This window comes from Actinoplanes sp. ATCC 53533 (genome assembly GCF_003947245.1).
Map to the genome: position 1 here is coordinate 135,472 of NZ_QHHV01000055.1, position 20,198 is coordinate 155,669.

Genomic DNA, 20,198 nt, shown 5'->3' on the forward strand with positions numbered 1-20,198 from the left:
TCGCCCCGCTGGGCGCGCGGGCCCGTCCGGGCCCGCGCGCTCCTGCGGTGGGGGATCGGTCGCGGCGGACCGCGATGGTGAATCGTCGTGGATCGCCTTCTTGAAGTCACGCTGACCGTCGGGGAGATCGAGCCCCAAGTGCGGAGGGTCAGGCGCTGAGTCCGGTGAAGGTTGGGGTGGCGTCGGTGCCGTTCCAGGTCACTCGGAAGGTGAAGGCCTCTTTCAGCGCCGCGCGGTACTGCTCGGCTTCGGCCTCGGTGATCGCGCCGGTGGCGAGTACGTTGTCGATGGCCGGGCTCCAGGACGCGACGAGCGCCGTGATGAGGGTTTGCGGGTCGATCCCGAGATCGGTGGCGACGGTCGCCAAGTTGGCACCGGCGTCCATCCGGACGTGGAGTTCTTCGTGGCTGATCGCCAGGACTGTGTCGAGTACGGTCTGGACGGGCCGGTGGCCGCGGTGCTTATCGAGGCTGGCATCGCCGTAGGCGTCCTGGATGAGGGCGATCAGTTGTTCCTCGGTGGACACCGCACTGACGTCGACACCGCCACCCGGGCCGCCGCCGGCCGGAGCGCCGTTCGCGGCGCCGGCCGAGGTCGTCGTCGTGCTGGTACTGGTTGTCGTGCTCGCGGTGGTGTCGGCGGCGTCGGTGCTGCAGGCGGCGGCACCGAGCGGCAGGGTAACGATCAGGGCCAGGGCGGCGAACGCCTTGCGGATCTTCATGTCGGAACTCATCTCGGCTGGTCGGAACCTCGTTGGCCATGAGGTTGTCCGCCCGCCCTTTGCCGACCTTGTGCGATTCCTGTGCACCTTCTGTGAGCGGAAACGCGACGCCCGGCACGAGCGATTCACAACCGCCGCAAAGCCGGCACACAGCTTCGGCCCCCAGCTTGGACGCCATGGCCTTCTCCCTCCGCAGCCGCGCGCTTGCCGCGGGCGCCGCCCTGACCTGCGGTCTGGTGCTGCTGTTCCCGTCGCCCGCGAGTGCGCACAGCCTCGACAGCAGCACCATCGCGGTGCGGTTGAGCCAGACGTCGGCGGACGCCACGGTCAGTGTCGCGCTGGAGACCCTCGACGAGGCGCTGGGCACCGACTACGCCGCCACGGCCGACGTCGACCAGTACGCCGACGAGATCATCGCCTACCTCGACGAGCACCTGACCGTCACCGGCGCCGACGGCACGACCTGGACGGAGACCTACACCAACCCGGTGCGGGAGTCGGTCGAGGGCATCGCGTCGTTCAGTGTCGACGTCGCCCTCGACACCGCGAGCACCGACCCGTCCAGCTTCACGATCGCCTACGACGCGATCGTCGAGGCCGACCCCGCCCACCAGGCGGTCGTGGTCCTCACCGACGCGACCGGCGAGATCTCCACGGCCGGTGTCCTCACCGCCACCGACGACACCCTGAGAATCGGCGACAGCGCCGGGACCGGAATCGCCGACATGATCGGGTACGGCTTCCACCACGTCCTGCAGGGCGCCGACCACCTGCTGTTCCTGATCACGCTGCTGCTGGTCGCACCCCTCGTCGTGGCGGCGGGACGGTGGCGGCGACGTGAAGGCGGCGCCGTCCCGGCGTTGCGAAAGGTCGTGCAGGTCGTCACGGCGTTCACCGTCGGGCACTCGCTCACTCTCATCGCCTCGGCGCTCGGGTGGGTCACGCTGCCGAGCGCCCCGGTGGAGGTCCTCGTCGCGGCGTCGGTCGCGGTGTCCGCCCTTCATGCCCTGCGCCCGCTCACCCGCCACGGAGAGGAACTCATCGCCGGCGCCTTCGGCCTCGTGCACGGCCTCGCCTTCGCCGGCATCCTCACCGGCCTGGGACTCGACGGCACACCGTCTCTACTCGCGCTGCTCGCCTTCAACCTGGGCGTGGAACTCGCTCAACTGGCGACCGTCGCCCTGATCTTCCCGTCGCTGTACCTGGCGTCGCGCACCCGCTTCTACCCCCCCGCTGCGCGTGATCGGCGCGGCCGTGGCGCTCGCCGCCGCGACCGGCTGGGCGCTCGAGCGCCTCGGCGTCCTGGAAAACCCGCTGGCCGGGATCGAGGACGCCGTCATCAGCCACCCCTGGTGGGCGGTCGGCGGCCTCGCCGTGGTGGCGGTGTCCTGCTGGCTGGTCGATCGCCGGCGAACGTCGTCCGCGAAAGCAAACCCGGCCGTCGCCTAACGACAGCCACCCCCGTCACCACACCAGCCACGACCTTGAACGCCCGTGGCCACCCTAGGGCTGCCCGGCCCCGGAGGTGCGTCGCAGGAGTGTTTCGGCACCGCTGAGGAAGACCTCGATGCTGTAGTCGAGCTGAGCCTGGTCGTACGTTGACACCGGCAGCGCCGCGATGCGGGTCAGCACCTCGTACTCGGCCGGGTCACGCGACTCCAGGGCACCTTGCAAGATGAACTGCCGAGGCTTGACTCCACTACGCAGGGCGGCGATCCGGTCGCGGGTGTGCGCCAGGCAGATGTTCGCCAGCAGGGAGAGCGCCCGCATCGCTTCCTCGTCGCCGAAACCCGCCTGGGTCATTTTCTTCAGGACGGCCTCGGTCGGCTTCAGCACCTGTGTCACGTGAGTGTCGTCCAGCCGGATGCGATCGGCGAGCACCCCCGCGGACAAAGTGCTCTCGATGAATCCCCGAGCATAGGCGCGACAGGCCGACTGCCAGCTCTGATCGGTGTCGATCTCCACGGCGGAGAAGTTTGTGGAGAACGTGTCCGTCGCCATCAAGGTGAGCAGTTTTTCCCGGTCGTTGACGTGGTGGTTGACCGCTTTGCGATCGACGCCCAACCTGTCGGCGACCGCCTGCATGGTCAGCGCGTCGGGATCCAGCGATCGCGCCGCCTCGAGGATCTGCGCCATGCCGATTCCCGCTCTGACACCAACGGCGCGGCGCGGCCCGGAACGGCCCGGGGCGCCGGTGCTGCGCGACATCTGGCTTCACCCACCTTCCCACGTCAAGTTCCCGCCCGGGAACTCCGTACCGCTACACCTCTTGCTCACCGCCGGAGGTCGAGCCTACGCTCTAGCCCTCTCCAGTTCCCGCCCGGGAACTTAGATGTCGAATCGCTGGGAGTAACGGTATGAGCGCTGTCACCGACGACCACGCCAGGCAGAACGACTTCCGGATCGTCACCAAGGAGCGCCTCGACGGCACGGCCCAGCGGTGGCGCCGGTTCGGCGAGCCGGCTCCCGCCGGCACGTCACAGCACGAAGACGGCACCCCGGACTACGGCGTCTTCGGCCCGGGATCAGTCGTCTGGCAGGTCCTGCTCCACCCGGCCACCATCGTCTTCCAGTACGCCTTCCAGGGACTACTGCAGTCGACCTACAAGCCGGTCATCGCCGGGGTGCGAGATCACGATCCGCTGTCGCGCAAAGCCCTCAAGGGGACGGTGACCGTCTTCGACCTGTTCGAACGCGGTCAGCGCAACTCAGGTATGCACGCCCCGATGTGGCTGGGCGACACGGGGACGGCCCGGCGTATGGCCAAACACCTGAGCAACATCCACACCAAGGTGGCCGGCGACATCATCGACGTGGACTCGCCGGAACTCGGCGGCTATGCCGCCGCGGGCCCTCGGGATGCCATGTGGGCCGCTCTCACCGAGATGCACTCGATGCTCTGGCTGTACGAGAACTTCGCCTTCCGCGGCGGCGGGCTGCCACGCCGACTCACGCCCGGGGAACGCGACCAGTACATAGCCGAGACCGCGGCATACTGTCGCCTGGTCGGAGCCCCCGACGACGAGATCCCCACCTCGATGGCCGGCCTCAAAAGCCTGTACGAGAAGTACGACCTGTTGTTCGGTAAGAGCGAGTCGATGGCCCTCTACCCCCAGAGCAGGGAAAGTTTTGCGATCCAGATGTTCACGACGATGAAGAAGAACTTCCACCGCTCGCAATTGCCGTCCCTGCTCTACGCCGGACTGCTCGACCATGGCCTGTTTCGGCAGCTCGCTGCCGGCGCGTCCTCCGGAAAGCTGCGCCGGTCCATCGGCATGGGCCCGGTGCGCTCCCGGATCGCGGTCATCGCGATGAAGGCCTCGCTGCCCCTCATCTGGATGATGCAGCGAGGCCGATTCGAGCGCCACTACATGCGCCTGATGTGGGGCCCCGACGGCGTGCGGCTCATCGAATCGGCCCGGGAACTGCAACGGCAGGTCCCGCACGGGCGGGCGCGATGAGCCCGATCGAGATGACGGACCGAAGGGGAGAGGATATCGCCGCGGCCGTCCGCACAGCACGCCGCCGTTACGACAGCGGCGCCACCCGACCGACGACTTGGCGCATCGCACAGCTCGACGCGTTGGCGCGACTGCTGCGGACCAACGGCGACCACATCGAGCAGGCACTCTGGCAAGATCTGCGCAAGAACCCAACCGAGGCCCGGCTCACCGAGACCGCCGTGGTGCTCGCCGACATCGCCTACACCCGGCGGCGCCTGCGGCGGTGGGCCCGGCCACGCCGCGTGGGCCTTCCCATCGTGCTGAGGCCGGCGACCGCGCGGCTCGTCCCCGAGCCGCTGGGCGTCGTGCTCATCATCGCTCCGTGGAACTATCCGGTGCAGCTGCTGTTCGCGCCGATGGTCGGTGCGATCGGAGCAGGCAACGCCGTCGTGCTCAAGCCGAGCGAGCTGACGCCCACCGTCTCAGCGGTCCTGGCCGACCTCGTCCCCCGTTACCTCGACAAGGACGCCGTCCAGGTCGTCCAGGGCGGTGTGGCGGAGACCACCGAACTCCTCGAACAGCGCTTCGACCACATCTTCTACACCGGCAACGGCCGGGTCGGCCGGGTCGTGTTGCACGCCGCCGCCGAACACCTCACGCCCGTCACCCTCGAACTCGGCGGCAAGTCGCCCGCCTGGTTCGACGACGACGCGCACCTCGACCAGGTGGCACGGCGCATCGCCTGGGGTAAATTCCTCAACGCCGGCCAGACCTGCGTCGCCCCCGACTACGTGATGACCACCCCCGATCGCGTCGGGCCGCTCACCAGGGCCATCACCCGGGCCGTGACCGATATGTTCGGCGCGGACCCGATCGCCAGCCCCGACTACGGTCGCATCGTCAACGCCCAGCATCACGCCCGGCTCACCTCCTACCTGGAAGGAGCCGACGTCGCGCACGGCGGCCAGGCCGACCCGGCGACCCGGTACCTCGCACCCACCCTCGTGCACCTGCCTCTGCCATCCCCCGGCGCCGTAGGCGAATCTCCCCTGCTGACGGAGGAGATCTTCGGGCCCATCCTGCCCATCGTGCCGATGACGACCCCCGAGGCGGCGATCGACTACATCAACGCCCACGACAAACCGCTCGCCCTGTACGTCTTCAGTGCCTCGCGCGCCACCCGCGCGCGTTTCATCGAACGCACCTCCTCCGGCGGGGTGGGGATCGACGTACCGTTGCTGCAAGCCGGCGTCGAAGCCCTCCCGTTCGGCGGCGTCGGCGCCAGCGGTATGGGCAGCTACCACGGCCGCTACTCGTTCGAAACCTTCAGCCACCGCAAACCGGTCGTCCGGCGACTCCACGCGCTCGACACACTCGGATTCGCCATGCCGCCGTTCACGGCGGCAAAGCGGCGGATCGCGGCGCGCTCAGCCGGAGTGACGGCAGAACCAAGATAAGGCAGGCGACCCGCCCAGCGTCTGCTGTCGATCCGGGATGTTGCGGCTGCCCCGTGACAGCAGGCCGAATCACCCGGTCAACCGCTCCAGGATATGCGCGGGCGTCAGCGCCCCGTGCTGGTTTTCCGCCCGATCGTCACGCTGGGCGGTGCTGGCGGTCCAGTTCCGTGAGCAGTTCTATGGTGGCGGCTGCCGGCTGAGGGCGGACAGTTCGGGGTGCTGGTCCTCAAGTGATCAACGGGTGCGCGCGGTGGTGATCGTCGGCGGCGGGACCGGTCCCCGGCTGTGCCCTGTGGTGGGGCAGTTGATGGCTCCTGCTGTGGTGACCGTTGTCTCGAGTCGGCCGACTCGGTCGATGTCGACGATGACGCGCTCACCGTCGGTAAGTGTGCCTACCCCGGCAGGCGTGCCGGAGGTGATGATGTCGCCGACGTTGAGCGTCATGACCGAGGAAGCGTAGGCGATCAGTCGGGGAACGTTCCAGATCAGGTCCTTGATGTCCGCGTCCTGGCGCAGTTCGCCGCCGACCCAGGTGCGCAGGCTCAGCTTCTCCAGTGGGCCGACCTCGTCGGGGGTGACGAGGTAGGGGCCGATCGGGGTGAAGGTGTCGAACGACTTGCGGGTGGAGCGGTCTTCGCCGCCGCGCATCGTTATGTCGAGTAGGCAGGTGTAGCCGGCGACGTGGTTCAGGGCGTGTTCGACCGGGATGTGGCGTCCAGGCCGGCCGATGACGAGTGCGAGTTCTCCCTCCTGGTCGAAGCGCCGATCGGTGTACGGCAGGCGGATCGTTCCCTGGTGGGCGAGGACCGAGGACGGGGCCTTGAGGAAGACGCCGAGCGCGTCGATGTGATAGGCCTCGTTCATTTCCACCTGGTGATCGCGGTAGTTGACCGGTGCCGCGATGATCTTCGGTGGGTCGGGCACCACCGGTTGGAGGGTGACCTCCGCAAGGTCGAACACCTCGGCACGGCGATGCGTCGTGGTGGTGACAGGTGCGCCGTCCAGCACGGCGAGCAACGAGCGCAGCGCCCCGCCCGCCGGCGCGTGGGCGCACAGCGAGCTGAGGTCGACCACACAGCCACCCTCGTCGAGCCGGCCGACGGAGGCGCGGCCATCGGGCCGGATGAAACTCAGCAGTCTCATGCGGCGACCTGCTCGCGACGGTGCAGGCCCAGGGCCTCCAACACCGGGCTGTCACTGGTGGTGAACACGTCCATGCGACTCTGCGCCCGCAGCCGGTGGGTGCACCAGGACGGCACGACGAACACGTCACCGGCGGCCAAATCGAACGATGTGCCGCCGAGTTCGACGACGCCGTGGCCGTCGAGGACGGCCGAGACTCGCGTGCCGGTCTGCCGGTCCGTGGTGGTGACCGCGCCGGGCAGCAGCCGGCGCATTTCGCAGCGCATCGTCGGCATCACGTCCCCGCCACGGGCGGGATCGCGGAACCGCAGTACGACGTCGGTTGTCTGCTGGGCCTCCAACAGTGCGTCGAGCGCGGCGTCGGTGTGCTTCCAGCGGTACACCAGCAACGGCGAGTGCTGGGGCAGGCCGCCGGTGTCGGCGGGGGCCAGGCCGGCGCCGGCTCCCCAGCGAAGTTCCGCCGTCGATCGCGGGGCCTGCGAGTAGCTCGCCTCTTCGGCCGGTCCCGGTTCGAAGAAGACCGCGTCGAGTGCGGCGACCACCGGCAGGTCGAGTATGTCGAGCCACATCATCGGAACGTCGCCCGGGTTGTGGTGTTCATGGAACGTCCAGGACGGGGTCAGCACGAGGTCGCCGCGGGACATCCCGACCGCGTCGCCGTCGACCTGGGTATATACGCCGTGCCCGTCGAGGACGAACCGCAGGGCCGCCGGCGTGTGCCGGTGAGCCGGCGCCGACTCTTGCGGTTGCAGATACTGCACCGCCGCCCAGAGCGTGCCGGAGATGAACGGCGCACCGTCCAGGCCCGGGTTGGACATTGCCAGGACGCGACGGTCACCGCCACGGTCCACCGGGACGAGTTCGCCGGCGCGGCGGCCCAGCTTGGCCAGGTCGTCAGCCCGCCAGCGGTACGGCACCGCACGTACGCGAGGTGTCGGGGTGATCAGGCCGTGCAGCTCCCACAAGGGCTGCAGGTGCGCGGTGGACAGGTCGTCGTAGAAGGCGTCCAGCGGCACCTCCTCGGATCTGAACCTGGGCGTCGTCATTGGTGATCTCCAATCGGGAGCGAGGTCAGCGACTGCTGTGTGTCCCGGTCATGAGCGCGGCTAGGTCTTCGGGGTGCAGGAAAGACGGGGGCGGTGGTGGGCCCCAGTTGAACAGGCCGAGGGCGCCTTCGAAGGTCTGCGGCGTCCAGAGCTGGCTGTCGATGATGCAGTCCATGTCGGAGTAGTACTCGCTGAAGTTGCCGGCCGGATCCTTGAGGTACCAGAAGAAGTTGGAGCCGGCGTGGTGGCGACCGAGCCCCCACACGTGCCGTTCCGGGTGCTCCTCGAGCATGCGGGTGGCGCCGCGGCCGATGTCGTCGATGTCGTCGACCTGCCAGGAGGTGTGGTGCAGGAAGGTGACGGGGGCATTGAGGACCAGGATGTTGTGGTGGTCGATCGAGCAACGCAGGAAGGCTCCGACGTCTTTGGCGTAGTCGCTGGCCTCGAATCCGAGGCCGTCACGGAAGAAGGCCGTGGTGGTGGCGAAGTCGGTGGTCGCCAGGACGGCGTGGCCGAGCTTGCGGGGCCGTACGGCGTCGGCGCGCAGGACACCCGGGGCGCGTGTGCCGATGCGGTCATAGCGGCCGGGACCGTTGTACGGCGTTCCCGCTCGCGGTTGCTGCACGAGCCGGTCTTCGATCTGGACGACGGCGCGGACGCCGGTGGCCAACTCATGAGCGACGAGTTCACTGGGGCCGAGCTGGGCGGGGATTTCCATGGCGTGCAGGCGGGAGGCGGCAGCCGCGAGGTCGTCGTGGTTGTCGGCGCCGATGCGTACCTCGACCAGGCGTCGGGTCGGTGCCTTGACGATGCGCAACTGATTGCCGCCGTCGGTGGTGGCCAGCCAGCCGTCGGCGGCCGGCCGCAGGCCGAAATCGGTGTAGTAGGCGATGGTCTCCGCGGGGTTGGGCACTCCGACGGTGATCGAGCTGAGCCGGTGCAGCGCCATCACGCAGCTCCTTCGACGAGGGTCTGGTGCAGTTCGCCGATGCCCTCGACATAGGACACGAGCTTGTCGCCGGGAGCCAGGAATCGTTGCGGGGTACGGCCGACGCCGACGCCTGCGGGCGTGCCGGTGAAGATGACGTCGCCGGGTAACAGCGGAAGGATCGCCGACAGCTTCGCCACCAGCGAAGGAACCGAGAAGATGAGGTCGCGGGTGCGCCCCTTCTGCATTTGCTCGCCGTTGATGGAGCAGCCCAGTTCCAGGTCGTCCGGGTCGTCGAACTCGTCCGGCGTGACCAGGCACGGGCCCATCGGTGCGAAGCCGGGGAAGGACTTGCCCAGTCCGAACTGGGGTGCGGGGCCGGTCATCTGGGTGATGCGTTCGGACAGGTCCTGGCCGACGGTGAGGCCCGCGACGTGCTCCCAGGACGCGGGAGCCTGATAGGCACGCGTGCCTATCACCACGACGAGTTCGACCTCCCAGTCCGTGTGTCCGTCGGCCGGCATCGCGACGGTGGAGACAGGGCCGGTGATCGCGGTGGGGAACTTGGTGAAGACTGGCGGCAGCGTGTCGGGCACGGCGAAGCCGGACTCGGCTGCGTGCTCGCGGTAGTTGAGCCCGATGGCGAACACCTGGCGTGGATGGGGAACGGGCGAGCCCAGTTCGCTGGGGTCGAACGCGGTCCCCGCGTGGTCCACGGTGGCCGCCCAGGCGCGAAGTTCGGGCCAGCGCGCGTAGACGGCCTGTGGGTCGGCGGAGAACCGGCCCGCGCTGGTATCGGCGACATCGATCGCCCGGTTCTGGCGGATCAGGACCAGCCGGCCGGAGAGGTTGGCTATTCGCAACGGAGCTCCTCAGATGAGTGGGGTGATCTGGTTGTCGACGCCGAGCAACGCTTTTCCGTACACCTCGAAGCCGATCTGCGGGACGGCGACGGCGTGCCGGCCGGCGGTGTTGGCGTCGCGCCAGATCCGTTGCAGCGGACTGACCTCGGCGAAGCTGGCGGCGCCGTGGGCGTCGAGCAGGATCTGCAGGGCGACGAGAGTGCTCTGCACGGCGACGCCGGTGTCGGCCCGGACCCGGGCGCGCTGCAACAGGGCGGGATATTCGCCGGTCTGGGCCCAGGCGTCGATGTCGGTGGCGGCGCGGACGGCGTGCAGGTACGCCGTGTCGATCTTGTTGGCGGCCTCGGCGATCTGCAGCTGGAAAGCGGTGGACTCGGCCTGTGTTTCGTAGAAGGTGTAGGTGATGGCCTTCTTGCCGGCCTTCTCGATCACGTACTTCAACGCGGCGCGGCCGAGTCCGATCTGCGGGCCGGTGAGCACCAGCGCCAGGACCGGGACGAACGCGGACCGGGTCAGCGGCTCGTCGGTGTGTTCGGCCGGGTAATCGCCGGCGATGGCGGCGGGAACGGAGAGCACGCGGTGGGCGGGGACGAAGACGTCCTCGGCGATCAGGCAGTTGCTGGCGGTGCCGCGCATCCCGGTGACGAACCAGGTGTCCTCGATGTCCAGGTCGGCGCGCGGCACGAGCACGAGCCCCTGGTCGACGACCTCGCCACTGTCTGAGGTCAGCGGTACGCCGAGCGCCGCCCAGGTGGAGTGCCACGATCCGGAGTTGTAGTACCAGCGGCCGGTCACCCGCCAGCCGCCGTCGACTTTGACGGCGGTGGACGACGGGGTGAGGACGCCGGTGACCCGGGCGTCGGGGTCGGCGAAGACCTCTTGCTGCGCTTGCTCGGGGAACAGCGAGGTCAGCCAGTTGCAGACGTTGACGAGAGTGACCAGCCAGGCGGTGGAGCCGTCGCCTTCGGCGACCGCGGCCGACACCTCCAGCATGGTGCGCATGTCGGTGCCGAGCCCGCCGTACCGCTTGGGGATGGACAGGCGCATCAGTTCGCTGCGGGTGAGTGCGTCGATGACCTCGTCGGGTACGCGACGGTCAGAGTCGATCTTGGAGGCGTGTTCGCGTAACAGCGGTTGCAGGGCCGTGGCCCGTGCGATCAGTTCCTGCATGGTTGTTCCTTCTTTAACGGGTGAAGGCGGCTACCAGATCGGTGATGGCATGGCGGGCACGTTGGGCGAACCCGGAATGGGTGCCGAACATGCGGTGGCCGTACACCAGGGGTGCGGCGACGACGGTCTGGGCATGGGCGACCGAACCGAGCAGCAGCAGGTGGTCGCCGCCTTCGACCGCTTGGGCGAGGTCGCAGACGAGCCAGCTCGGCGCTTCGGCCAGGCGGGGCAGGCCGTGGTCCTGGTGCCAGTCGACGCCGTCGAATCGGCTGCTGGTGCGCCGGGCGAATGCCAGGGCGAGGTCGTCCTGCGCCTGGCCCAGGACGTTCACGCCGAACCGCCCGGTGGCCAGGATCCGGGTCAGCACGTTGGAGCCGCGGTCGAACGCGACGGTCACCATGGGCGGCCGCAGCGACAGCGAAGCGAACGCACTGACCGTGGTGCCATACGGGACGCCGTCCTGGGCTGCGGTCACGACCGTCACGGGAGCGCACACTCCGGCCATCAGGTCGCGGAAGGCCTGCTCATTGACCATTGTTCGACCAGCCTTCAGACGGTGTACGGAACGCCGTGCTCGAGCACCTGGACCTCGGTCCGCGCAGGCGCGAGCTTGCTGACGAGTTGGTGGTGCAGTTGTTGGTGTATCGGGGCGAGTCCGGCCTGGTGGATCGGGATCACCAGTTCCGGTTCGACGGTGCGCAGGTAGTCGATGGCCTCGCCGATCTTCATCCACGGCCCGCCGATGGGCAGCAGGAGCACCGTGATCGGGCCGGGCGGTGGGAGGAACGCGTCGCCGGGATGGAACACGCCCTCGATCAGGTAGCCGTTGTTGGCCATTCCGGGCAGGTCGGGGTGGATGACGGCGTGCTGGCCGGCGACCACCTCGGTCTTGTCGGGCGGGGCGCCGAGTCGTACGGCCGGGTTGGCCTCCAGCAGGGCGGGTAGGCGGTCTGGATCCCGGTGATCGGGATGGTCGTGGGTGATCAGGACGGCGTCGAGATCGCGCAGTGTCTCGAAACCGGAGGAGTAGGAGCCGGGGTCCAGCAACACCCGGCTGTTGCCGGAGAGCAGGACGCAGGCGTGGCCGAAGTGGGTGATCTGCATGGGTGTCACAACCAAACCGGGAGGGTGGGAAGGTCCGGGCGGCCGCGGCCGGTGGCCCATCGCAGGAGTTCCGCGGTGGTGCCGGTGACGGTCGGGCCCGGGTCGGACTCGTCGAGGCGTGTGGTGAACCGTGTGTCGGCGTCGGTAGGACTGACGGTGACGGCCGGACAGGGCCGGGTCTTGAAGGAGCCGGTGACCTCGCCGAGCAGGCGCAGGGCGATGCGCGGTGGTCACGGTGGCCGTCCAGGCCTCGGCCGGCATCTGGCTGATCCGGCCGTCGAGCCGTGCGGTGCTGGTTGCCAGGTCGGTCAGGATCTCCGGGGCGGGCCGGCCGGCACCGGCCTCGATCTCGGCGGCCCGCTGGGCGGCGTCGCGGTACATCGGGGTTTCCACGCCGGTCCGGGCCCAGGTCAGCAGGTTTCCCAGCGCGTCGGCGTTGCGGGCCAGGTGCGTCAGCAGGTGGGCCCGGCTCCAGCCGGGCAGCAGGCTCGGCTCGGTCAGCGCTCCCGGATCGCCGAGCGCCTCAGCTTCGGTCAGGAGCAGCTCGCTGCCGCGGGTCAGCCAGCCTGAGGTCTCAGGATCCATGGGTCTTTTCCGTACGGCAGACGTTGCGGCATTCGCCGAGGCCGGTGATGCGGGTGGTCAGCACGGTGCCGTCGGTCAGGTAGCGCGAAGGCTTGCGGGCGTGCCCGACGCCGCCGGGAGTGCCGGTCGCGATGACGTCGCCGGGCTCCAACGTGATGATCGTCGACAGGTACTCGATCAGCTCGGCCGGCCCGAACAGCAGATCCGCGACCTTCGCCTGTTGCACGATCTCGCCGTCGACCAGCGTCTCCAGCACAAGGTCGCCGGGAACATCGGTGACCAGGTGGGGGCCGAACGGCGTGGTCGCCTCGAATGTCTTGCCCGGCAGCCACTGCCCGGTGCGGTACTGCCAGTCGCGTGCGGTCACGTCGTTGAGCACGCTGTACCCGGCGATGGCGGCCAGCGCCTCCGGCCGGGTTGCCCGCCGCACCCGGCTGCCGATGACGACCGTCAGTTCGCCTTCCCAGTCCATGGCCGTGGACTCGGCCGGCAGGACGACGTCGTCGTGGGCGCCGATCAGCGCGGCGGGGAACTTGGTGAACAGGGTGGGGAACGCGGGCAGATCGCGTCCCATCTCCAGGATGTGGGACCGGTAGTTCAGCCCGACGCAGATGACCTTTCCCGGCCGGGGGATGACGGGTGCGTAGTCCAGCCCGGCGACGGCGTGGCGCACGCCGTTGCCGGGCATCGTGCGCCAGCTCTCCAGGGTCAGCAGCTCGCCCACGTCGGCGACGCCGAGCTCGATCGCGTCGTCGCCGTCGATGCGTACCGCGGCGGTCGTGCCGCCGGTGCGGATGGTGGCCAGTCTCATGCCTGCTGCTCCCGGTAGAGGCCGAGTCGTTCGAGGATCGGAGCGTCGCTGAACCGGAACAGGTCGAGGTCGCCCTCGATGGACCAGGAGCACCAGGACGGGACCGCGATCAGATCGCCGCGCCGTAGCTCGGTGCGGGTGCCGTCGAGGGTGATGGCGCCGGTGCCGTCGAAGACCTGCCAGACGCTGGAAGCGGCCTCGCGCCTTGGTGCCGTGCTGGTGTCCACGACCCGGTGCATCTCCATGCGCATGGTGCTCAACGCGTCGGTACCGGTGGCCGGGTTGATGAATCGGACGGCGGCATGGTTCGGTTCGACCAGGCCTTCGGCCAGGGCGAGCTGATCGTGCAGTGCGGCGTCGGTGTGCTGCCAGCGGTACGCGACAAGCGGAGCCCGCGACGGTGCCGTCAAGGGCCGCAGACCGGGATGCCCCCACAGCCGTTCGGAGCGGGAGCGTTCGGGGGTGCTGCGGTCGTCGACACCGTCCTCACCGAACTCGAAGAAGCCGGAGTCGGTGTAGTGGACGAAGGGGATGTCCAGTCCGTCGAGCCAGGCCATGGGCTGCGGGTTGGGATTGCGGTGGCCGTGGAAGCACCAGCCCGGCGTCAGCAGCAGGTCGCCACGGCGCATCGCGACGGGGTCGCCGTCGACCACGGTCCATACGCCTTCTCCCTCGACCACGAACCGGAAGGCGTTCTGGCTGTGCCGGTGGGCGGGCGCCACCTCGTTCGGTCCGAGGTACTGGATGGCCGCCCACAGGGTGGGGGTGGCGTACGGCAGTCCGGGCAGGCCCGGGTTGGAGACGGCGATGGCCCGTCGTTCTCCGCCGCGGCCGACCGGCACGAGTTCCCCGGCTCGGGCCGCGAGCGGGTACAGCTCGTCCCAGTGCCAGATGGACGGCACGGCCTTGGGGTTCGGTGTGCTGGGCATCAACTCCTCACGCAGGTTCCAGAGCGGGATCAGCCCGGCGTTGTCGAAGTCCTTGTACAGCTGATCGGTCATGATGATCTCCTGGTCAGGTAGCGGTAGCCGGCCGCCAGTTGGTCCGGATTCCAGACCTGGCCGTTCTTGAAGGCGGTTTCCTGCTCGTCCGACCACGTCCGGGGACCACCCGCCGCCATGGCCGTGAGCTGGGTACGGCAGGCCCGTTCGAGCAGCACGGCGTACATGACCGCGGTTGCCGGGTCAGGTCCGACGGTCACCGCGCCGTGGTGGGGCATGAGCGCCGCGTTGGCGTCGCCGAGGGTTTCGGCCAGCGCGTGGCCCAGGTCGGCGGACGCGATCAGCGCGCCGGTCTGGGTGAAGCGCGGGAGCCGTGCGAACGGGACGCCGTCGTGGGAGATGGGCCGCAGCGGCTCATCCAGCGAGGCGAAGGCGGCCAGCGCGGGCGCGTGGGTGTGCACGACGCAGCCGACGTCGGGGCGTCGACCCATGATCTCGGTGTGGATGGGGTACTCGATGTGCCGCTTGCCGGCGCCGTCGAGCACCTCGCCGGAGGGCGCGACCAGCAGCACCCGCTCGGCGTCGATCTCCTCGAAGCCCCAGCCCGACGCCTTCATCCAGGCGCCGCGGCCCTCGGGGTCGCGGACGGAGGCATGGCCCCAGACCATGTCACCCAACCCGGCGAAGGCCAGCGCGCGGCTGGCGCGGACCACCTCGTCTCTCATGGTCCCCCCTGGTAGAGCCAGTTCAGGTCGGTGTAGTCGTCGGCTAGGCGGCGGGAGAGGACGCGGTCGCGCAGCGCCGGGACGATCAGGTCGTCGGCGTGCCAGACGTCGCCCCAGGCTCGGGCGATCGTCTGTACCTGCGCGGTGCGGCCGATGCGGTCGGCCTGGTAGCCGGCGAACGCCTCGGTGATGTCGCCGTCCTGTTTGGCCAGGTGCCGGGCCAGGCACTCGGCGTCCTCGATGGCTTGGCACGCGCCCTGAGCGAGGTACTGCAGCATGGGGTGGGCGGCGTCGCCGAGGAGCGTGACCCGCCCCTTGGTCCAGTTGTCGATGGGCAGCCGGTCGTACATCGGCCAGCGGCGATCGGTCGGGATGGCCTCGATGGCGGTGCGGACCGGCGCGCAGGAGGTGGCGAAGGCCTCGATCAGCTCGTCGGGGGTGCCCCACTGGTCGGTGTCCGCTCGGTAGCGATGGCTGCGGAAGACCGCTACCTGGTTGTATAGCTGGCCTTGCCGGATGGGGTACTGGACGAGGTGTTTTCCGGGCCCGATCCAGATGAGCTCGTCCTCCACATCGACTGTCACCGGTAGCGCACCCCGGTAGGCGACGTATTGCGAGCAGTGCGGTCGGTCATTCGAAACCAGTGCACGGGTGCGGGACCACAGGCCGTCCGCGCCCACCACGCCGTCGCCGACCAGGCGGGTACCGTCGGCGAATCGCACCTCACCGTCCTCGCGGACGCCCACGACCTCGCGGGCGGTTTCCAGCGTGATCCGGGGGTGCGTGCGGCAGGCTGCCAGCAGGACCTCGAGCAGATCACCGCGGTGCAGAACGGTGTAGGACTGGCCGAAGTGGCGGCGAAAGGACGGGCCGAAGTCGACCGTCCCGAGGCGCCTGCCCGTGTCGGCGTGCATGAAGATGAGGTTGCGGGGCTGTACGCACACCTCTTCGAGCGCGGGCAGCAGGCCGAGACGTTCCAGGGCACGCATCGCGTTCGGGGCGAGCTGGATGCCGGCACCGATCTCGCTGAACTCCGGTGATTGCTCGACCACGTGGACGTCGAAGCCTGCCTGGGCGACGGCGAGAGCCGTGGTCATCCCGCCGATTCCGCCCCCGATGATCAGAAGCACGTTCACTCCTTCGTCCAGCTGGTCACGAGAGGCGTGTCAGTGCCGATCTGTCCGGCGCCGTACGCGCCGCCCGGGTCGCCGAGCGGTTGCGCCCGGCCCGGCAGGGACAACGTGAAGAACTCCGCGTTGTCCCGTGCCCAGACGGGGTCGCTCGCCTTCAGCGTCGTGATGGCGTCGACCGGGCACTCCGGCAGGCAGGCGCCGCAGTCGATGCACTCGCCCGGATTGATGTAGCGCTTAGCGAGTCCCTCATAGATGCAGTCGACGGGACAGGCGTCCACGCACGAACCGTCCATCTCGTTGATGCAGGCATCGTTGATCACGTAGGCCATGACGCCTCCCTTTCGGTCGAATGGCCCGGGAACAGCTCCTCATCGGGACGAAGCCGTACCGCGATGTTGTTGACGGCGGTCGCCGCCTCGCCGAAACCGACGGCGATCAGCCGGACCTTGCCGGGATAGACCGTGACGTCGCCGGCGGCGTAGACCCGGTCCACGCAGGTCGCCATGTCGGTTCCGACCTCGATGCGCCGATCGTGTACGCCGATGCCCCAGCTCTCCAGCGGCCCCAGGGATGCGGTGTGCCCGAGGGCGGGAATAAGCACGTCGGCTTGGCGGTAGGTGGTGGAGTTGAGGGTGACGCCCTCGAGGTCTTCGGCTCCATGCACGGCGGTGACTTCACAGGTGACCAGAACCTCGGCACTCGACGCCCGCAGAGCGTCCTGGGACCGGGGGTGGGCACGGAGCCGCCGTCCACGATGGACAAGCGTGACCGATCGGGCGTGATTGACCAGGGTGTTGGCCCAGTCGACCGCGCTGTCGCCGCCACCGACGATCACGACATGCCGGCCGGCGTACTCCGGCGGGGCGGCCACCACGTAATGCACACCCCGCGCATGACAGCCGTCGAGGGCGGGAAGGGGTTTCGGGGTGAAGCTGCCGATGCCGGCGGTGATCAGCACCGCACCGGCTCGGATCCGCCGGCCCGACGAGGTGGTGACCGTGACCGCGTCGGCGTCCTTCTCCAGCTCCGCGGCCTGCTCACCGAGCACGATCCGGGGGTCAGCGAGCCGCGCCTGCTCGGTGAGGCCGTCGACCAGTTCCCGGCCGGTGACAGCCGGGAAGCCGGCGATGTCGAAGATGTTCTTGTCCGGGTACAGGGCTGCGACCTGGCCCCCCAGATGCGACAGACTGTCGAGCAGAGTCACCCGCAACCCGCGCAACCCGGCGTAGAAACAGGCGAACAGGCCGGCCGGCCCGGCGCCCACGATCAGCAGATCCGTGTCCGGCATGTCAGCTCCAGATGAGCGCGTCGTCCAGGGCTTCGTCCGGCCCGGCGTATACCCGCGCGGCGGCGGGATGCAATGCGATCGGTGTCCTGGCCATGTCGGCGGGGACCAGCGGGTAGGTGAGCGGAGACCGCTCGGGCGGAATGTGCGCGTACTGGACCTCCAGCGCCCGCCGGGTCTTCACCATGCACCACGTGGCCAGTTCGGCGATCTCGTCGGACAGGTCGGTGCGGCACAGCACCGCGAAGTCGGAGAAGTCTAGGGTCCGCAGGTCCTCGGTGAGGCCGGGCAGGTAGCCCGCCTCGACCGTGGCGCCCGGCCAACCGGGCTCGTCGAGCGGGAGGTAGCGGACCGGTCGCCGGTCGGCGATGCGCTGCCAGGCGGGCATCATGATCGCCTCGTGGACGAGGACGTCGGCCTTGCCCTCGGCAAAACGGCGGATGGCCGGGAAAGGGCGTTCGTCGTAGTGGAAGGTGAGCTTTCCCGCCGCGCGCAGCACCCGGTGGGCGAGGTAGCCCACGAGGTTCACCCCGTCGTCGGGCGAGGTCGCCACCGTTACCTGGTCCAGGTCCGCCACGGTCTGGACGGGCAGTTCGGCGTCCACGGCCACGACCAGGCGGTCGCGCTGGCCGATCACGCCGAGACAGCGCAGACCAGCGTGTTCGCCGTAGAGCTTGCTGACCGCTGCGGTCGGCGTGACGATCGCGATGTCCACCTCGCCGGTGAGGAGCGCGTCGACCTGGTCGCTGCCGCCGCGGCCCGACCAGATCGCGAACCGGGAACCCTCCGGTGCGCGGTCGCCCATCTCCTGGGCCAGCCAGCCGCAGATCCGGTGCATGTTGGCCTGTCCCCAGTCGCCCCGGAACCGCACGGTGACGGGCTCACGCATTGCTGATCATCCGGGCGAGTCCTTCGGCGTCCAGCGTGAAGTCGATCTCGGTGATGGAGTCGAAGGGAAAGCCGACCCGCTCATATTCGCGCTCCACGTCGTCGCGGTGGGCGGCCTCGTACAGCGTGACGATGAAGCCGTCCGTGGTGTTGACGAGTAGCTGCTTGAACGTCGCGTGTACCCCCGCCGCCACATCGGGGCCATATCCGGCGATCTCCTCGGGCGACAGCCCGGGAGCCTGGTGCAGGCCGACGAAGAGTGCCATCAGTGCCTCCATGTGTCATCATACGGAACAGTGTCTCAGATTATGCGACCATGTTACGAGCAATTCAAGGGGTTGATTCGTGCGCGATAGCCTGCTCTTCGTGGATCCTGACCTCTCTCCCCGCCCGTCCGGCCTCATCGGCGCCGTGGACAACGTGCTGCGTCTCCTGCGGCTCTTCGAAGAGCGAGAGTTGCTGCGCGTCAACGAGGTCAGCCGAGAGATGAGGCTGTCGCGTTCGACGGTTCACCGGATGTTCGCCACTCTCAGTCATCACCGGTTCGTCGCGCAGGACGAGCACTCGCGGGGCTATCGGGCCGGGCCCGTCCTGGTGGATATCGGGTTGGCTGTCGTGCAGAACATGGACGTGCGCGCCCTGTCCTACGGCGCTCTGGTACGGCTGCGAGATGCCACCCGGGAGACGGTGCATCTGGCCACGCTGCGCGGCGCCGAGGTGTTGTTCGTCGAGAGCGTGGAGAGTGAGCAGGTCCTGAAGACCAGTTCCCGGGTGGGCTGGACGCTCCCGGCTCACGCCACAGCCGCCGGCAAAGCGATGCTTGCTGAGCTGACGGAGCGGGAAGTGGTCGCCCTGTATCCCACTGAGACGCTGACGGCGCCCACGGAGCGGGCGCTCACCTCCGTGGCCGCACTGCGTGAACAGTTGGACGAGGTGCGGCTGCGTGGGTATGCCGTCAACAACGCCGAGAGCGAGAACGACGTCAGTGCGGTGGGCGCGGTCGTCAAGGACCGCCAAGGCAAGGTTCGCGCGGCGGTGGTCGTGACCGGGCCGCGGTCGCGGGCCGACCAGGGATGGATCGAACGGGTGTCGACGGCCACCATGCGCACCGCCAAGGAGCTGAGCGGCTTGATCGTCTAGCGTTTGCCGTCGGACAGGACCGGACCTCACTTCGAGGTCCGGTCTTTTTTCGTACTCGCTTCTTCTTGCCGAATAGTCGCACATTGCGATTCACTGTTCCGCATCACGCTACATACTCGGAGTCGACATGCTGGAAGCCGCTCTTGTCATGATCACTGGAGTCTGGGCAGGCGCCATCACGACAATCGCCTGGGAACGCATCCCCGTGTGGCGTCGCCTCGACCCCGTGCCCCGTGCGGTCGACTTCCGCCGGTCGTTGCACCGGATGGACCCGACGATGCCGATCCTCGCGATCGCCATCCTCGTCCTAGGGGTTGTGTTCGCCCTGCGGCACGAGGGCATCGCTCGCGCGCTGGCCTGGATCGCGCTGGGTGGGATCACGCTGATCGTCGTCGGCTCCGTCCTGCTGCTCGAACCCATCAACACCAAATTTCGCCGGCTCCCCGAAGGGACGCCGCCACCCGACGCCGCGTCCCTGCACACCCGCTGGACCTGGCTGCATCTCGTCCGCACCGTCCTGGCCGTCGCTAGCCTGGGGCTGTTCGTCACCGCGACGCTTTCGTAGGAGGTCGTCTTGAACCGCATTCCACCGCCGGACCCATCCCGTGAACCGCTCAAGGTCAACATCTACGAGCGGATGTCGGGCGCAGCCAACCAGCTGATTCCGCTGTTCCCCTACGACGACGCCGGCTCGATCGTGCCGTGCGGCGCCGTGCTCTGGGGCGGACCGGACATGGAGTACGGCCATTTCTTCCACGGCAACTCCATCGCCGAGGTCGTGGTCGTCTACGGCTCCCACCAGTCGCTGCTGTCCT

At 68.8% G+C, this 20,198-nt stretch carries 24 protein-coding genes and 1 pseudogene; 6 read left to right on the forward strand and 19 right to left on the reverse strand.

What is annotated here, in order from left to right:
* Positions 1-148 precede the first annotated feature (148 nt).
* Positions 149-733, reverse strand: a complete 585-nt coding sequence (locus DMB66_RS19075) for a hypothetical protein (protein WP_125805444.1) — start codon at positions 731-733, stop codon at positions 149-151.
* 164 nt (positions 734-897) lie between these two features.
* Between DMB66_RS19075 and DMB66_RS19080 the strand changes: the two genes are divergently transcribed.
* A complete protein-coding gene (locus DMB66_RS19080) occupies positions 898-2,277 on the forward strand; it encodes a HupE/UreJ family protein (protein ID WP_158647281.1) in 1,380 nt (459 codons plus the stop codon).
* On the opposite strand, the gene DMB66_RS19085 is transcribed toward DMB66_RS19080, so the two are convergent.
* The gene (locus DMB66_RS19085; protein WP_158647282.1) at positions 2,225-2,857 is read right to left on the reverse strand and encodes a TetR/AcrR family transcriptional regulator; all 633 of its coding nucleotides are present in this window, start codon (positions 2,855-2,857) and stop codon (positions 2,225-2,227) included. The genes DMB66_RS19080 and DMB66_RS19085 overlap by 53 nt on opposite strands.
* Positions 2,858-3,078: 221 nt before the next feature.
* Here DMB66_RS19085 and DMB66_RS19090 point away from each other — a divergent pair, with 221 nt between their 5' ends.
* Positions 3,079-4,182: an oxygenase MpaB family protein gene (locus DMB66_RS19090; RefSeq protein ID WP_125805447.1), complete on the forward strand. Its 1,104-nt coding sequence runs from the start codon at positions 3,079-3,081 to the stop codon at positions 4,180-4,182.
* Positions 4,183-4,193: 11 nt separating this feature from the next.
* A complete protein-coding gene (locus DMB66_RS19095; protein WP_125805448.1) occupies positions 4,194-5,621 on the forward strand; it encodes an aldehyde dehydrogenase family protein in 1,428 nt (475 codons plus the stop codon).
* Between the two features lie 234 nt (positions 5,622-5,855).
* Here the strand turns inward: DMB66_RS19095 and DMB66_RS19100 are convergent, their stop codons facing one another.
* From DMB66_RS19100 to DMB66_RS19170, 17 genes and pseudogenes are all read right to left on the reverse strand, one after another.
* Positions 5,856-6,764 (reverse strand): fumarylacetoacetate hydrolase family protein, encoded by a 909-nt coding sequence (locus DMB66_RS19100; RefSeq protein WP_125805449.1) that lies wholly within the window; start codon positions 6,762-6,764, stop codon positions 5,856-5,858.
* Positions 6,761-7,810 carry a cupin domain-containing protein gene (locus DMB66_RS19105; protein WP_125805450.1) on the reverse strand — a complete coding sequence of 350 codons (1,050 nt, stop codon included), beginning with the start codon at positions 7,808-7,810 and terminating at the stop codon, positions 6,761-6,763. Before DMB66_RS19105 ends, DMB66_RS19100 begins: the two co-directional genes overlap by 4 nt.
* A 25-nt stretch (positions 7,811-7,835) precedes the next feature.
* On the reverse strand, positions 7,836-8,759 hold the full coding sequence (locus DMB66_RS19110) for a VOC family protein (RefSeq protein ID WP_125805451.1): 924 nt from the start codon (positions 8,757-8,759) through the stop codon (positions 7,836-7,838).
* The gene (locus tag DMB66_RS19115; RefSeq protein WP_125805452.1) at positions 8,759-9,601 is read right to left on the reverse strand and encodes a fumarylacetoacetate hydrolase family protein; all 843 of its coding nucleotides are present in this window, start codon (positions 9,599-9,601) and stop codon (positions 8,759-8,761) included. The genes DMB66_RS19110 and DMB66_RS19115 overlap by 1 nt, the downstream gene beginning before the upstream one ends.
* A 9-nt stretch (positions 9,602-9,610) precedes the next feature.
* A complete protein-coding gene (locus tag DMB66_RS19120; protein ID WP_125805453.1) occupies positions 9,611-10,771 on the reverse strand; it encodes an acyl-CoA dehydrogenase family protein in 1,161 nt (386 codons plus the stop codon).
* Positions 10,772-10,784: 13 nt separating this feature from the next.
* On the reverse strand, positions 10,785-11,306 hold the full coding sequence (locus DMB66_RS19125) for a flavin reductase family protein (RefSeq protein WP_125805454.1): 522 nt from the start codon (positions 11,304-11,306) through the stop codon (positions 10,785-10,787).
* Between the two features lie 14 nt (positions 11,307-11,320).
* Complete coding sequence (locus tag DMB66_RS65920) at positions 11,321-11,935, reverse strand: MBL fold metallo-hydrolase (RefSeq protein WP_370318740.1); 615 nt, start codon at positions 11,933-11,935, stop codon at positions 11,321-11,323.
* Positions 11,881-12,096, reverse strand: a complete 216-nt coding sequence (locus DMB66_RS65925; RefSeq protein WP_199752498.1) for a hypothetical protein — start codon at positions 12,094-12,096, stop codon at positions 11,881-11,883. Before DMB66_RS65925 ends, DMB66_RS65920 begins: the two co-directional genes overlap by 55 nt.
* Positions 12,092-12,460, reverse strand: a pseudogene (locus tag DMB66_RS65930) (maleylpyruvate isomerase N-terminal domain-containing protein); the annotation flags it as partial. The gene DMB66_RS65925 and the pseudogene DMB66_RS65930, both read right to left, overlap by 5 nt.
* On the reverse strand, positions 12,450-13,271 hold the full coding sequence (locus tag DMB66_RS19135; RefSeq protein ID WP_125805456.1) for a fumarylacetoacetate hydrolase family protein: 822 nt from the start codon (positions 13,269-13,271) through the stop codon (positions 12,450-12,452). The gene DMB66_RS19135 and the pseudogene DMB66_RS65930, both read right to left, overlap by 11 nt.
* On the reverse strand, positions 13,268-14,272 hold the full coding sequence (locus DMB66_RS19140; RefSeq protein WP_125805457.1) for a cupin domain-containing protein: 1,005 nt from the start codon (positions 14,270-14,272) through the stop codon (positions 13,268-13,270). Before DMB66_RS19140 ends, DMB66_RS19135 begins: the two co-directional genes overlap by 4 nt.
* Positions 14,269-14,937 carry a class II aldolase/adducin family protein gene (locus tag DMB66_RS19145; protein ID WP_125805458.1) on the reverse strand — a complete coding sequence of 223 codons (669 nt, stop codon included), beginning with the start codon at positions 14,935-14,937 and terminating at the stop codon, positions 14,269-14,271. Before DMB66_RS19145 ends, DMB66_RS19140 begins: the two co-directional genes overlap by 4 nt.
* Positions 14,934-16,067, reverse strand: coding sequence for an FAD-dependent monooxygenase (locus DMB66_RS19150; protein ID WP_199752488.1), 1,134 nt, complete (start codon positions 16,065-16,067; stop codon positions 14,934-14,936). Before DMB66_RS19150 ends, DMB66_RS19145 begins: the two co-directional genes overlap by 4 nt.
* Before the next feature lie 2 nt (positions 16,068-16,069).
* On the reverse strand, positions 16,070-16,399 hold the full coding sequence (locus DMB66_RS19155) for a ferredoxin family protein (RefSeq protein WP_125805459.1): 330 nt from the start codon (positions 16,397-16,399) through the stop codon (positions 16,070-16,072).
* A complete protein-coding gene (locus DMB66_RS19160; RefSeq protein WP_125805460.1) occupies positions 16,387-17,358 on the reverse strand; it encodes an NAD(P)/FAD-dependent oxidoreductase in 972 nt (323 codons plus the stop codon). The genes DMB66_RS19155 and DMB66_RS19160 overlap by 13 nt, the downstream gene beginning before the upstream one ends.
* Position 17,359: 1 nt before the next feature.
* Positions 17,360-18,244, reverse strand: coding sequence for a hypothetical protein (locus DMB66_RS19165; protein WP_125805461.1), 885 nt, complete (start codon positions 18,242-18,244; stop codon positions 17,360-17,362).
* A complete protein-coding gene (locus tag DMB66_RS19170) occupies positions 18,237-18,509 on the reverse strand; it encodes a hypothetical protein (protein WP_125805462.1) in 273 nt (90 codons plus the stop codon). The genes DMB66_RS19165 and DMB66_RS19170 overlap by 8 nt, the downstream gene beginning before the upstream one ends.
* Positions 18,510-18,609: 100 nt before the next feature.
* Between DMB66_RS19170 and DMB66_RS19175 the strand changes: the two genes are divergently transcribed.
* The 3 genes from DMB66_RS19175 to DMB66_RS19185 form a co-directional block, all read left to right on the forward strand.
* Complete coding sequence (locus DMB66_RS19175; protein WP_199752490.1) at positions 18,610-19,383, forward strand: IclR family transcriptional regulator; 774 nt, start codon at positions 18,610-18,612, stop codon at positions 19,381-19,383.
* Positions 19,384-19,510: 127 nt separating this feature from the next.
* Positions 19,511-19,948: a DUF1772 domain-containing protein gene (locus DMB66_RS19180; protein WP_125805463.1), complete on the forward strand. Its 438-nt coding sequence runs from the start codon at positions 19,511-19,513 to the stop codon at positions 19,946-19,948.
* A 9-nt stretch (positions 19,949-19,957) separates the two neighbouring features.
* Positions 19,958-20,198 (forward strand): hypothetical protein (locus DMB66_RS19185; protein WP_148112750.1); only part of this gene is annotated, 241 nt, incomplete at its 3' end.